10 protein-coding genes are annotated in these 13,271 nt (G+C 71.7%); 9 read left to right on the forward strand and 1 reads right to left on the reverse strand.

Annotation, left to right across the window (positions count from 1 at the left end; genetic code table 11):
* From IE180_RS35270 to IE180_RS35280, 3 genes are all read left to right on the forward strand, one after another.
* The coding region (locus IE180_RS35270; RefSeq protein WP_190161036.1) for a type I polyketide synthase at positions 1–2,322 on the forward strand (2,322 nt) is incomplete at its 5' end.
* Positions 2,323–2,370: 48 nt separating this feature from the next.
* A complete protein-coding gene (locus IE180_RS35275) occupies positions 2,371–3,285 on the forward strand; it encodes a proline iminopeptidase-family hydrolase (RefSeq protein ID WP_190161037.1) in 915 nt (304 codons plus the stop codon).
* 3 nt (positions 3,286–3,288) lie between these two features.
* Positions 3,289–4,275 carry an ACP S-malonyltransferase gene (locus IE180_RS35280; RefSeq protein WP_190161038.1) on the forward strand — a complete coding sequence of 329 codons (987 nt, stop codon included), beginning with the start codon at positions 3,289–3,291 and terminating at the stop codon, positions 4,273–4,275.
* Between the two features lie 46 nt (positions 4,276–4,321).
* On the opposite strand, the gene IE180_RS35285 is transcribed toward IE180_RS35280, so the two are convergent.
* Positions 4,322–4,570 carry a phosphopantetheine-binding protein gene (locus tag IE180_RS35285; RefSeq protein ID WP_190161039.1) on the reverse strand — a complete coding sequence of 83 codons (249 nt, stop codon included), beginning with the start codon at positions 4,568–4,570 and terminating at the stop codon, positions 4,322–4,324.
* Between the two features lie 165 nt (positions 4,571–4,735).
* Between IE180_RS35285 and IE180_RS35290 the strand changes: the two genes are divergently transcribed.
* The 6 genes from IE180_RS35290 to IE180_RS35315 all read left to right on the forward strand — a co-directional run.
* Positions 4,736–6,277: an AMP-binding protein gene (locus IE180_RS35290; RefSeq protein ID WP_190161040.1), complete on the forward strand. Its 1,542-nt coding sequence runs from the start codon at positions 4,736–4,738 to the stop codon at positions 6,275–6,277.
* A gap of 116 nt (positions 6,278–6,393) precedes the next feature.
* The gene (locus IE180_RS35295) at positions 6,394–7,905 is read left to right on the forward strand and encodes an AMP-binding protein (protein ID WP_190161041.1); all 1,512 of its coding nucleotides are present in this window, start codon (positions 6,394–6,396) and stop codon (positions 7,903–7,905) included.
* Positions 7,902–9,146, forward strand: coding sequence for a type III PLP-dependent enzyme domain-containing protein (locus tag IE180_RS35300; RefSeq protein ID WP_229861237.1), 1,245 nt, complete (start codon positions 7,902–7,904; stop codon positions 9,144–9,146). Before IE180_RS35295 ends, IE180_RS35300 begins: the two co-directional genes overlap by 4 nt.
* Positions 9,143–9,628 carry a cobalamin B12-binding domain-containing protein gene (locus tag IE180_RS35305; RefSeq protein WP_268255507.1) on the forward strand — a complete coding sequence of 162 codons (486 nt, stop codon included), beginning with the start codon at positions 9,143–9,145 and terminating at the stop codon, positions 9,626–9,628. Before IE180_RS35300 ends, IE180_RS35305 begins: the two co-directional genes overlap by 4 nt.
* The gene (locus tag IE180_RS35310) at positions 9,625–10,944 is read left to right on the forward strand and encodes a methylaspartate mutase (RefSeq protein WP_190161042.1); all 1,320 of its coding nucleotides are present in this window, start codon (positions 9,625–9,627) and stop codon (positions 10,942–10,944) included. The genes IE180_RS35305 and IE180_RS35310 overlap by 4 nt, the downstream gene beginning before the upstream one ends.
* Before the next feature lie 162 nt (positions 10,945–11,106).
* Positions 11,107–13,271, forward strand: a 2,165-nt coding sequence (locus IE180_RS35315) for a type I polyketide synthase (protein WP_444545792.1), incomplete at its 3' end; no start/stop codon positions are given.

Here is a 13,271-nt window from a genome sequence, read left to right on the forward strand (position 1 = left end):
ACCACCTTCTTGGAGCTGGGTCCGGACGCGGTGCTGTCCGCGATGGGCGCCGACTGCCTCGAGAACGACACCGACGCCGCCTTCGTACCGGCCATGCCCCGGCACGAGGACGAGGAACACGCCGTCGTCTCGGCGCTCGCGACACTCCACACCCGTGGGGTGCCCGTGGACTGGAAGGCGTTCTTCTCGGGCAGCGGCGCCCGGCGCGTGGACCTGCCGACGGTCGCGTTCCAGCGCCGTCGCCACTGGACCGACAGCTCCGCCGCCGCGTCCGTGCCGACCCCGTCGGGCGTGGACTCCTGGCGCTACCGCGAGAGCTGGCAGCCACTGCCGGACACGTCCGTCGGCACGCACGACGGAGTCTGGCTCGTCGTCGTGCCCGCCGGGCACATGGGAAGCCCACATGTCCGTTCGCTCCTGGACGCGTTCGCCGCGGACGCCGTCCGCACCGATGTCGTCGAGGTGGCCGACGCGAACCGCACCGAACTCACCGAACGGCTACGGTGCGAGGTGGGCGAGCAGGCACCGGCCGGAGTGCTGTGCCTGCTCGGTCTTGACGACCGCATCCACCCCGAGCACTCGGCGATGTCACGGGGATACGCGGACACGATCACCCTGGTGCAGGCGCTGGGTGATGCGGCGGTCACCGCCCCGTTGTGGCTGGTGACCACGGGAGCCGTGGCCGTGACCCCCGGCGAGGACGTGACCAGTCCGCACCAGAGCGCCCTGTGGGGCCTGGGACGGGAACTGGCCCTGGACCACCCGGACACCTGGGGCGGTGTGATCGACCTCGACGCGTCGGCGGGCGAACACGGAAACGCCGAGCGCCTGGTGCGCGCCCTGTCCAGGGCGGACGGCGAGGACCAGCTCGCCGTCCGCGCGCACGGGAACTTCGTACGCCGTCTGGAGCGGGCTCCGCTGGCCGCGACCGGGGCGCCCGCGGCCGACGGCCGGACGCCGCGGTCGCGGTCCTGGCGTCCGAAAGGCACCACGCTGATCACCGGCGGGACGGGAGGGCTCGGTGCCCAAGTGGCGCGCATGCTGGCGGGCCGGGGGGCGGAACACCTGGTCCTCACCAGCCGACGCGGCCGTGCCGCCGAGGGAGCCGAGGAGCTGGAACGGGAACTGACCGCGCTCGGCGCCCGCGTCACCCTCACGGCGTGCGACGTCGCCGACCGCGAGGCGCTCGGACGGGTGCTCGAGTCGATCCCCGAAGAGCTGCCGCTGACCGCAGTGATGCACGTCGCCGGGGTGGCGCCGCGGGGAGCGCCCCTGGGCGAGCTCACCCTTGCGGAGTTCGCCGAGGTGGGCAGGGCGAAGGTCCTCGGTGCCACGCACCTCCACGAACTCCTCGCCGACCATCCGGTGGAGGCCTTCGTGCTGTTCTCCTCCGGGGCGGCCGTCTGGGGCAGCGGAGGCCAGGCCTCGTACGCGGGAGCCAACGCGTTCCTGGACGGTCTCGCCCACCATCGTCGGGCCCGTGGGCTCGCGGCGACGTCGATCGCCTGGGGGCCCTGGGACAGCGGACTGGTGGACCGGGAGACGAGTGTCCTGCTGCACCGCATCGGCGTGCCGCCGATGAAGCCCGCCCTGGCGGCCGAGGCGCTGTGGCAGGCGCTGGAGAACGGCGACGACCACCTCGTCGTGGCCGACTTCGACTGGCCGCGCTTCATTCCCGTGCATACGCTGGCCCGGCCACGGCCGCTGTTCACGAGCCTTCCCGAAGTACGGGCCGTCCTGGGAGCCGAAACCGCCGAAACCGCCGAGACGGTCTCCGGCCCCGCGGGCCTGATCAGTCGGCTCGCGGCCCTGCGGGAGGACCAGCGACATCGCGAAGTTCACGATCTCGTGCGCACGCACGTGGCCTCCCTGCTCGGCTACGACGATTCCGCCGACCTCGACATGCGCCGGTCCTTCGACGCCCTCGGCTTCGACTCCGTCACCGTCGTCGACCTCAGAAACCGGCTGGTCTCGGCAACGGGCGTGCCCCTGAGCAGCGCCCTCGCGTACGACTACGCGACACCCCGCAAGCTGGCCGACCACCTGCTCGGCCAGGTGTGCCCCGACCGGGGTGGCGCCGTCGACGGTGAAGACGCGTCGGTTCTCTCCCGGCTCGACCGGGTCGAGGAGGCGATCGACGCGCTCGCGCCGGACGAGCTGCGGGGCACCGGCATCGCGGCACGGCTCCGGACGCTCGCGACGAGGATCGACGACCTCACGGGCGGAGCCGACCCCCAGGACGTCGCCGGGAAGCTCGAAACGGCGTCCGCCGACGCCGTTCTCGACTTCATCGACCAGGAACTCGGCCTCGCCGACCGGTAGACCGGATCGAGGGCCGGCACAAGACACCCAGCCGACAGAGGTGGCGACATGCCCGAGACACCCATCACCAAGGGGAAGGCCCCCTTCGGGGCGTACGAGACGTGGTACCGCGTCACGGGATCCCGTGGCCGCGACCGCCCGCCGACGTTGGTGGTCGTCCACGGCGGACCCGGCAGCACCCACGACTACCTGCTGAACCTGTCCCGCCTTGCCGAATCCGGGCGGCAGGTCGTCCACTACGATCAGATCGGCAACGGAGGCTCCACCCACCTGCCCGGCCGCGGGTCCGACTTCTGGACCGTCCAGCTGTTCCTGGACGAGCTGGACAACCTGCTGCGACACCTCGCCGTCGAGGACGACTACGTTCTCTTCGGCCATTCCTGGGGCGGCATGCTGGCCGCCCGGCACGCCGCCGCCCGCCCGCCCGGTCTGCGCGGACTCGTCATCGCCGACTCCCCGGCCTCCTACCCCCTGTGGCTGAGCGAGATGAAGGTGCTGCGCGACGCCCTGCCGCCGGGCGTCAACGACACGCTGCTTCGCCACGAGGCCGCAGGCACCACCGACAGCGCCGAGTACCAGGAGGCCGCACGCGTCTTCTACGAGCGGCACGTGTGCCGGCTGACGCCCTGGCCGCGGGACTACCTGGCCTCCTTCTACGAGGTCCACAACGACCCGACGGTGTACTCCACCATGAACGGGCCCACCGAGTTCCACGTCGTCGGTTCGCTGCGGGACTGGTCCGTCGTGGACTGCTGCGCCAGGATCACGGTCCCGACCCTGGTGATCTCGGGCCGCCACGACGAGGCGACGCCGGCGACCGTCCAGCCCTTCCTGGACCTGATCCCGGAGGTGCGCGGGGAGATCTTCGAGGAATCCAGCCATGTGCCGCATCTGGAGGAGCCGGAGCGCTTCACAGCCGTCATGACCGACTACCTGAACAGCATCCCAGCGGGCGGAAGGTGAACCATGGAGATGTCCTCCCGTGCGGGCAGCGCGGTCGTCTTCCCCGGCATGGGGCCGTCGCGCTTCACGGACGTCGCGAAGTTCATGCTGCTCAACCCCCTCGCGCGCGACCTCGTCGGGGCGGCGGACGAGGTCCTCGGGTATTCGCTCGTCGACCGCTACCGGGAGACCGAAGGGGACTACAGCGAGTTCGCCCAAGTGGCCTTCCTGGTCAACTGCCTGGCCCTGGCACGCTGGGCGGAGAGCGAACTGGGCATGGCACCCCGGCTCTGCGCGGGCCCCAGTTTCGGCGGCAAGGCGGCGGCCGTCCACAGCGGTGCGCTGCCCTTCGAACAGGCCGTGTGGATGACCGCGCGCTGGGCGCGTTGTCTGGAGGACCACGTCGCCCGTGACCATCGTGATGTGGTCACGCAGTCCTTCGCCAGAGTCCCGCAGGAACGGCTCGACGAGGTGCTGGCGGAACTCGCCGAGCGGGGCGAGTGGTACGACATCTCCTGCCGCATCGACGACGACTTCCACATGGTGTCCCTCCGGGAGAGCGCACTGGACTGGCTGGCGAAGCGGCTGCGCTCGGTCGGCGGTCTGCCGCTGTACACCATGCGCCCCCCGATGCACTCACGCGTTCTCGGCGTCCTGCGCGACCAGGTCGAACGGGAGATCTTCGGCGAACTCCGGTTCACCGATCCACGGATTCCCGTCGTGGCCGACCAGGACGGCACGGTGCTGCACTCCGGCGACGGCGTACGCCGCATGCTGCTCGACGGGTTCGTACGCCCGGTCCAGTGGCCCCGGGTCGTGGCCACCCTGCGTGACCTCAACGTCGGAACGCTCTACGTGTCCGGCCCGGACAGCCTCTTCGGCCGGGTGGGCTGCACCACGCGCAACTTCCAGGTCGTCGCGGTGAGCCCGACCACCGCCATGCAGCCGCGCCGCCACCGCGCGCCGAGGCCGCCGCGCGGTGAAGACCGGCTCCCGCAGACGGCGCCGTAGACGCACTGTCGTCTTGTGGGAGGACGGCGGCCACACCCGGGCCGTGTCAGACGGCGGCCGCCCCCAGCCCGGACAGCGCGGCCCACAGGGTCCCCGGAGTCGCGAAGGTCTCCGGGGTCAGCGCCTCGTCCACGAACCGTACGTCGTAGGCCTGTTCCAGGGCGGTCAGCAGTTCCACGGTGCCCAGCGAGTCGAGGCCGAGGTCGCGCAGGCCGGCGTCCTCGGTGAGGGCGTCGTCAGGAGCGGAGAAGGGCAGGAACGCGCGCAGCAGTTCCTCGAAACGGTGGTCCCACATGTTGTCTCCTCGCACGGGGCTGTCATGGACGGCCTGGATCTCTTCGCTGACGTAAACCGCCGAACGGCCCCCGAGGTAACCCTCGTCCTCCCCGCCCCACCCCTTTTCCCGATCTTGTGCCCCCGCCCCTGTCCTCAGGGAACCCCCGAAGGCGGAACGAACCACATGCTGCAACCAGCACTGCACGCACGTTTCCTGCAAGGGCTCGCCACGGCTCCGCGCCGAGCGGCGCTGCGGCTCGACCGCGAGACGTACAGCTACGAAGCCGTCCACGAGACGGCCCTGCGGTGGGCGGGCGCTCTCGTCTCCGGCTGCCGACAGCCACCGCGGGCGGTCGGGGTGCTCGCCGGCAAGGGACTCGAAGGCTACGCGGGCGTCCTAGCCGCGCTGTACGCGGGCGCCGCCGCGGTCCCGCTGCATCCGGACTTCCCGGTCGCACGCACCCGGCGGATGCTGGAGACGGCGGGCGTGTCGGCCCTGATCGCCGACGCCCGCGGGCTCGCGGCAGCCGCCCGGATCACGGAGGGGAAGCTGGACGTCCCCGTCCTGTCGCCGGACGGCTCCGACGACGGCAGCCTCCGTCACCTCACCGTGTCGCGGCGGACCGCCCTGCACGAGCCGCTTCCCGTCGCCGCCTCGGACATCGCGTACGTCCTGTACACCTCGGGTTCGACGGGACGCCCCAAGGGCGTGCCGATCACGCACGGCAACACCCACCACTACTTCACTCTGCTCGACTCCCGCTACGACTTCGACGAGCACGACGTCTTCTCGCAGACGTTCGACCTGAACTTCGACTGCGCCATGTTCGACCTCTTCTGCGCCTGGGGCGCGGGAGCGAGCGTGCGGCCCGTGCCGGCCCACGCCTACCGGGACCTCCCCGCGTTCGTGGCCGAGCGGGGCCTGACCGTGTGGTTCTCCACACCGAGTGCCATCGCGCTCGTCCGCCGCGCGAGGGGCCTGGCCCCGGGCGGCATGCCGGGCCTGCGGTGGAGCCTCTTCGCCGGAGAGGCCCTGCAGGCGAGCGACGCGGTCGCCTGGCAGGAGGCCGCTCCCGGCTGCACGGTGGAGAACATCTACGGGCCGACGGAACTCACCATCACCGTCACCGGCCACCGGTGGTCCTCCGACACCTCTCCGGCTCGGTGCGTCAACGGACTGGTGCCCATCGGGACGGTCCACGAGGGCCACGACCACCTCCTCCTCGACCAGCGCGGCGAGGACTCGGACAGCGAGGGCGAGCTGTGCGTGACAGGACCGCAGATGACCGCGGGCTACCTCGACCCGAGGGACGACGAGGGCCGCTTCCTGCACCGGGACGGCCGCACCTGGTACCGGACCGGGGACCGGGTCCGTCGCCTGGACAACGGTGAGCTGGTCCACCTGGGGCGGCTGGACACACAGGTCCAGGTACTGGGTCTGCGGGTGGAGCTGACCGAGATCGAGCACGCCCTGCGGACGTGCGACGGAGTCGAGGACGCCGTCACCGTGACACGGCCCGGCGGCAACGGCACCGAGCTCGTCGTGTTCTACACCGGCACCCGCGTCCCGGCGGCGGAACTCGCCCGGGGCCTCCGGACCCTGCTGCCCCAGGGCATGACGCCACGCCACTACCGGCACCTCGACGTCCTCCCGCTGAATTCCAACCGCAAGGTCGACCGGGCGCGGCTGGCACTGGCCGCACGGGAACAGCCGCTGCCCGGATGAGGAATTAGGGGTACCGCGTCCAGGTATAGGGGTGTCGGCGCGAGCCGTCCTGCCCGATGTCGACCCCTAAGGTCCTGGAGCAGGGAGAACTCACCGGCGAAACTTGGACGATCTGAATGGGACACGGCGAAAGCCCTTACGTTCACGGCCTGCTGGACGAAGCACTGGAGGAGACCCCGGACCACTCCGCCGTGCATGACACGGCGGGCCGGTGGACCTATCGGCAGCTCGCCGGCCTGAGCCACGCCTTCGCGCGGTGGCTGCAGGACCACGGGGTAGGACACGGGGACCGGGTGGTGGTGCAACTGCCGACCCGGCGCGAGGCGGTCGCCCTGTTCTACGGGACCTCGCGCCGCGGTGCCGTCTTCGTCCCGCTCAACCCCGGGATGAAGGAGTTCCACCTCACCTCCGTGCTCGACAACGCCGAGCCGGCCCTGATCGTCACCGACGGCTCCCGGGCCCAGCGGCTCCGCGCCGTCACCCGCGTCCCCGTGTACGACCTGGCATCGGTCTGGTCCGAGGTCGAGACCGAAGCGGCCCGGGGCGGAAGCGAGGACCACCCCGACATCGCCCCGGACGACGTCGCCTCCCTCGTCTACACCTCCGGCAGCACCGCCACCCCCAAGGCGGTCATCTGCCCGCACGCACAGATGACGTTCGTGTCCCGCGCCATCCGGGCCGAACTCGGTTACCGGCCCGACGACGTCGTCTTCTGCCGTTTCCCCCTGTCCTGGGACTACGGCCTGTACAAGGTGCTGCTCTCCTGCCTGGGCCGCTCCGAACTCGTCCTCGCCGGCGACGAGTCGGACCTGCGCCTGCTGCACAGGATGCGGGAGACCGGCACCACCGTCGTACCGATCGTTCCCTCGCTGGCCACGATGATCGTGAAGCTCGCCGAACGCGACCCCGGGCCGCCCCCGCCGGTCCGCCTGATCACCAACACCGGCGCGGCCCTGCCGCCCGCCACGATCGAGGCACTGCGCGCCGCCTTTCCCGGTGTGCGGGTGGTGCGCCAGTTCGGTCAGACCGAGTGCAAACGCGTCTCGATCATGCCGCCGGAGCAGGACCGCGAACGGCCCGCCTCGGTCGGCAGGCCACTGCCCGGCACCTCGGTGCTCATCCTCGGCGCCGACGGCCGTCCGGTCCCCACCGGCGAGGTCGGCGAGATCGTGGTCACGGGCCCGCACGTCATGCCCGGCTACTGGAGGTCCCCCGAACTGACCGCGCGGACCTTCCGCCGCGACGAGCGCACCGGGGAGCCGCGCCTGCACACCGGCGACTACGGAAGCCTGGACGCCGACGGCTATCTGTACTTCGAGGGCCGCCGCGACGACATGTTCAAGCGCAAGGGCATCCGCATGAGCACCCTGGAGATCGAGGCCGCGGCCACGGACATCCCCGGTGTCCGGGCCGCCGCCGTGTTGCCGCCCGCCGACGGGAGGGACCTCGCCGTCTTCGTGGAATCCGAACTGGCGCCGCACGTGATCCTCAAGGAACTCGCCGAACGCCTGGAGCCGCAGAAAGTGCCGGCCGTCTGCCGGGTCGTCACCGAACTGCCCCTCACCGCCCACGGCAAGAACGCCCGCCGGGCCCTGACCGCGATGCTCCAGGAGACGGACGCACGGTGACCCGACCCCTGGCAGACCGCCACGCCCGCCTCGCCGAGCGGTTCGGCACCCCGCTGTACGTGTACGACCTGGACGAGGTCGACGCGGCGCGGAGCGAGCTGCACGACGCGCTGCCGCGGGAAGCCCGGCTGTTCTACGCCCTGAAGGCCAACCCGCACCCGGACATCGCCCGCGCTCTCGGAGAGGGGCTCGGCCGGCCGTGCCTGCCGGAGATCAGCTCGACCGGAGAGCTGGCGGTCGCCCTCGCCGCGGGCCACCGCGGCCAGGACTGCCTCTACACCGGGCCGGGGAAGACGGCCGCCGAGCTCGACGAGGCCATCAGGCTCGGGGTCCGGCGCTTCTCGACCGACTCCGTCACCGACGTCCGCCGCGTCGGCGCGGCCGCCCGCGCACACGGAACGGTCGCCGACTGCCTCCTGCGGGTCAACGCCCCCTCGGCGCGGGGGACCACCGCCATCAGAATGACCGGCACGCCCTCGCAGTTCGGCTTCGACGCGGAGGTGCTGCCGGACACGCTTCCCCTCGTACGTGACGTTCCGGGCACCCGGATCACGGGCCTGCACTTCTTCCCGCTGAGCAACGCCCAGGACGCCTCGGCCCTGATCGACGCGTTCAGGCACTCCATCGTGCTGGCCGCCCAGCTGGAGCGGGACCTGGGGCTCACCCTGCGCTTCCTCGACCTGGGCGGCGGCTTCGCGGCCCCGTACGGCGTACCGGGACAGCGCGGCGCCTACCCGAAGCTCCGCATCGACCTCGAAGCGGAGCTCGACCTGCACCTCCCCGGCTGGCGTCATGACCGGCCCGCCGTCGCCTTCGAGGCGGGACGCTTCCTGGTCGGCACCTGCGGCACCCTGATCGCGCGGGTGAGCAACATCAAAATGAGCCGCGGCCACAAGTTCGTCGTCCTCGACGCCGGCATCAACGCCTTCGGCGGCATGTCCGGCCTCGGCCGCCTGCTGCCCGTGTCCGTACGGATCGACGGTGCGGCCGAGACGGAGACCGCGACGCTCGTCGGCCCCCTGTGCACCCCCGGCGACGTCCTGGGCCGCGGCGTCGAACTGCCGGTCCTGGAGCCCGGAGACCTGGTGAGCATCCCCAACGCCGGGGCCTACGGGCCGACCGCCAGCCTGCTGACCTTCCTCGGCAGGCCCGCTCCCGCCGAGGTCGTGGTCCGCGGTGACCTCGTCGTCTCGGCCGGCCGTCTGGAACACCACCGGGTGGCACTGGGAGGACACTCGTGACCCCCAGTGTCGGCGTGTCGTCCGCGACGGGGCGGAGGGGAACCGCCGTCGTCACCGGCATGGCCTCCGACTCCCACACCTGGAACCTGGTCTTCCTCCAACTGCTCCTGGAGGAGAACGGCTTCGAAGTCGTCAACCTCGGCCCCTGCGTGCCGGACGACCTCCTCGTCGACTCGTGCCGGAGCACCGGACCCGACCTGGTGGTCATCAGCAGCGTCAACGGTCACGGGCACCAGGAAGGGCTACGGGTCATCGCACGGCTGAGAGCGACCGCGGAGCTGGCCGTGACCCCCGTGGTCATCGGCGGGAAACTGGACGTCATCCGCGGCAAGGACACCCGCCACGCTCAGCGGTTGACGGCGGCCGGGTTCGACGAGGTCTTCACCGAGGACGCCCGCACGACGGCACGCTTCCGGCGCTTCCTCGACACCCTGAACAGCCGTCCGGCCACACCGCCGACGCGTCGCGGAGTCCTCGTATGACCTGTCGCGCCCTCTCCGTCCGGGCGACAAAGGATACCGACCGTCTCCCGGTGGACTTCGGGGAGTTCGTCCGGCACCGGGGCGGCTCCGGCGTCCCCGTCGTGCAGCCGCGCATGGGCTTCTCCGACCCCGCCCGGATGCGCGCGGGACTCGTCGCCACCCGAAGGGCCGACGCCATGTCCGTCGGCACGATCACCGTCGACAGCTACACGCGCGTCGGCGACAGCGACGCGCTGAAGGCCGCCCTGCGCGACGACGCCTGCCTCAACGGCTACCCGATCGCCGACCACCCCGCCGACACCACCCGCCGGGTGCTCTCCGGCGTCCTCGGCCCGGACTTCCCCGTCCAGGTCCGGCACGGCTCCGCGAACCCGGACCGCATCGTCAGGGCCCTCATCGCCCTGCGGCTGAACGCCACCGAAGGCGGACCGGTCTCGTACTGCCTGCCGTACGGCCGCACACCGCTGGCCGAATCGGTCGGCAACTGGACGCGGGCCTGCGAAGAGTTCACCGGACTCCTCGACCTCGGCATCGAACCCCACCTGGAGACCTTCGGCGGCTGCATGATGGGTCAACTGTGCCCGCCCGGCCAACTGGTGGCCATCAGCGTCCTCGAAGCACTGTTCTTCGCCCAGCACGGACTGCGCAGCCTGTCCCTGAGCTACGCCCAGCAGACCAGCGCGGAGCAGGACCGGGAAGCCGTGGCGGCCCTGCGCCGCCTGAGCTCCGAACTGCTGCCGACGGACAACTGGCACGTCGTCGTGTACGCGTACATGGGGCTCTTCCCGCAGACCCCGCACGGCGCGCGCCGACTGCTCGCCACGGCGGCGGAACTCGCGGCCGGCACGGGAGCCGAGCGGCTCATCGTCAAGACCGCCGATGAGGCCCACGGCATTCCGACCATCGCCGAGAACGTGTCCGCGTTGGAAGGGGCCGCCCGTGCCGCCGCACTGCACCACTCGGACGGCGGCAGGGGCCCGACACCACCGGACACCGGGATCTACGACGAGGCCCGCGCCCTGGTGCACGCCGTGCTGAACCTCGACGACGACATCGGGGTGGCCCTCGTCACGGCGTTCCGGTGCGGATACCTCGACATCCCCTACTGCATCCATCCGGACAACCTGGGCCGGACCCGCAGTCACATCGACGCGGAGGGCCGGCTCCGGTGGACGGACAGCGGGTCACTCCCGCTGCCCCGGCGCGTGAAAGCCGGTCCCGGACGACGGATCACCTCCTCCGGACTCCTGGCCGACCTGTCCTACGTGCGCCGGAAGTTCGACGCCACCCCCGCCCCCGCCCCCGGCGACGAGTGAGAACGGTGGGCAGGGGCGTCGCAGGAGCGGGCATAGAGGCGCGGTAGAAGCCCGACGTTTTCCATCAGCTGTTTCTCTTCAAGAGCGTGGAGTGAGGACCGAATGCGCGAGTCTGAGAATTCCGTTTCCGGCGGCGGACGGAGTCAGGACGAGCGAGAAGAACTGATGCGACGGCTCGGCGAACTGCCGGGCCGGCAGCGGCGGCACATCCTCCTGGACCTGGTGTGCGGACACGCCCGCGCGGTCCTGTGCCAGGCCAAGCCGGAGACCCCGCCGGACACGGTCGTCGAGGCGGAGCGCCCGTTCAGGGAACAGGGACTGGACTCGCTCGCCCTGGTCGCGCTGCACGGCCGGCTGGTGGCCGCCACCGGGCTGAGCCTTCCGGTGACGGTCGCCTTCGAACATCCGGCTCCCGCACCGCTGGCGGACCACCTGCTGGCCGAGCTGCTGGGAACGACCGACGACGGACCCGAACCGCCCCCCGCCATGGTCGCCGGTGACGAACCACTGGCCGTCGTCGGGATCGCCTGCCGCTTCCCGGGCGGCGTCACCTCGGCGGACGAGCTGTGGAACCTGGTCGCCGACGGACGGACGGTCGCCGGAGACTTCCCGCGCGACCGAGGCTGGGACCTCGACGCCCTCCTCGGCCGGGCAGGCCGGAGCTCCTGCGATCAGGGCGGCTTCCTCGAGGACGCCGCCGACTTCGACGCCGACTTCTTCGGGATCAGCCCGCGCGAGGCCCTGGCCATGGAGCCCCAGCAACGGCTGGTCCTGGAGACCGCGTGGGAAGCGCTGGAACACGCCGGCATCGATCCGCTGTCCGTACGCGGCAGCCGGACCGGGGTGTTCGTGGGCACGGGGGCGAACGAGTACGGGACGCGCGTCATGGAGGCGCCCCCGGGGACCGAAGGCTATGTGATGACCGGCAGCGCGCCGAGCGTCGTCTCGGGCCGGACCGCGTACGCCCTGGGGCTGAGGGGGCCCGCCATCACGGTCGACACCGCCTGCTCCGGCTCGATCGTCGCCCTCCACCTGGCCGGGCAGTCCCTGCGGCGCGGCGAGTGCTCGCTGGCCCTCGTCGGCGGGGTGACCGTGATGGGCAGCCCCGGCACGTTCGTCGAGTTCAGCCGCCAGCACGCGCTCGCCCCGGACGGCAGGGCCAAGGCCTTCGCGGCGGAGGCCGACGGCACCGCGTTCTCCGAGGGCGTCGCCCTGCTGGTGGTCGAGCGGCTGTCGGACGCCCGGCACAACGGGCACGAGGTCCTGGCCCTGGTGCGAGGCTCCTCGGTCAACCAGGACGGGGCCAGCAACGGCCTCACCGCCCCGAGCGGCGCCGCGCAGCGGCAGCTGATCCGGGACGCCCTGGCCGACGCCGGGCTGACCGCGGCCGACGTCGACGCCGTCGAGGGCCACGGCACCGGCACCACGCTCGGAGACCCGATCGAGGCGCGGGCGATCATCGCCACGTACGGGCAGGACCGGCCCGCGGCCCGCCCCCTGTGGCTGGGATCGGTGAAGTCCAACCTCGGCCACACCCAGGCGGCCGGCGGACTCGCGAGCGTCATCAAGATGATCATGGCGATGCGGCACGGGGTCCTGCCCCGGACCCTGCACATCGACGAGCCGACCCCGCACGTGGACTGGTCGGCGGGGCACGTCCGGCTGCTCACCGAGGCGCTGATCTGGCCGGAACACGGTCGTCCCCGGCGGGCGGGCGTGTCCTCCTTCGGCATCAGCGGCACCAACGCCCACGTGATCCTGGAGGAACCACCCCTCCGCGAGCCGGAACCCGGGGAGAATCCGGAGTCCGGCGGGAAGCCGGAGTCCGTGACCGATCGGCCTTGCGCCGTACCTCTGGTCGTCTCCGCACGGAGCTCCTCCGCGCTCCGTGCCCAGGCCGAACGGCTGCTCTCCTTCCTGGACGGGCCCGACACGGCCGTGCCGAGCCTGAACGACCTCGGCCACTCGCTGGGCACCACGCGCGCCGCCCTGGAGCACCGTGGCCTGGTCGTCGCAGGCGACGAGGCCGAACTGCGCCGTGGCCTGCGCGACCTGGCACAGGGCCGGGGCGACGCGCCCGATGTGCTGCGCGGACAGGCCTCGGGGCGCCTTGCGTTCCTCTTTCCCGGTCAGGGGGGTCGTTTGTTGGGTGCCGGTCGTGAGCTCCGTGCGGTCTGTCCGGTGTTCGCCGGGGCGGTGGAGGAGGCCATGGGCTATCTCGATCTGCAGTTGGAGCGGCCTTTGGCGGAGGTGTTGTGGGGTGGGGATGCGGGGTTGGCGGGGCGGACGGTGTTCGTGCAGGCGGGGTTGTTCGCGGTGGGGGTGGG

The organism is Streptomyces litmocidini (assembly GCF_014649755.1).
Lineage (GTDB): Bacteria > Actinomycetota > Actinomycetes > Streptomycetales > Streptomycetaceae > Streptomyces > Streptomyces litmocidini.

Coding starts and splice junctions, on each gene's coding strand:
- IE180_RS35290 (WP_190161040.1), top strand. CDS start 4,736: ATGCTGCAACCAGCACTGCACGCACGTTTCCTGCAAGGGCTCGCCACG.
- IE180_RS35310 (WP_190161042.1), top strand. CDS start 9,625: ATGACCTGTCGCGCCCTCTCCGTCCGGGCGACAAAGGATACCGACCGT.
- IE180_RS35275 (WP_190161037.1), top strand. CDS start 2,371: ATGCCCGAGACACCCATCACCAAGGGGAAGGCCCCCTTCGGGGCGTAC.
- IE180_RS35285 (WP_190161039.1), bottom strand. CDS start 4,570: ATGTGGGACCACCGTTTCGAGGAACTGCTGCGCGCGTTCCTGCCCTTC.
- IE180_RS35295 (WP_190161041.1), top strand. CDS start 6,394: ATGGGACACGGCGAAAGCCCTTACGTTCACGGCCTGCTGGACGAAGCA.
- IE180_RS35280 (WP_190161038.1), top strand. CDS start 3,289: ATGGAGATGTCCTCCCGTGCGGGCAGCGCGGTCGTCTTCCCCGGCATG.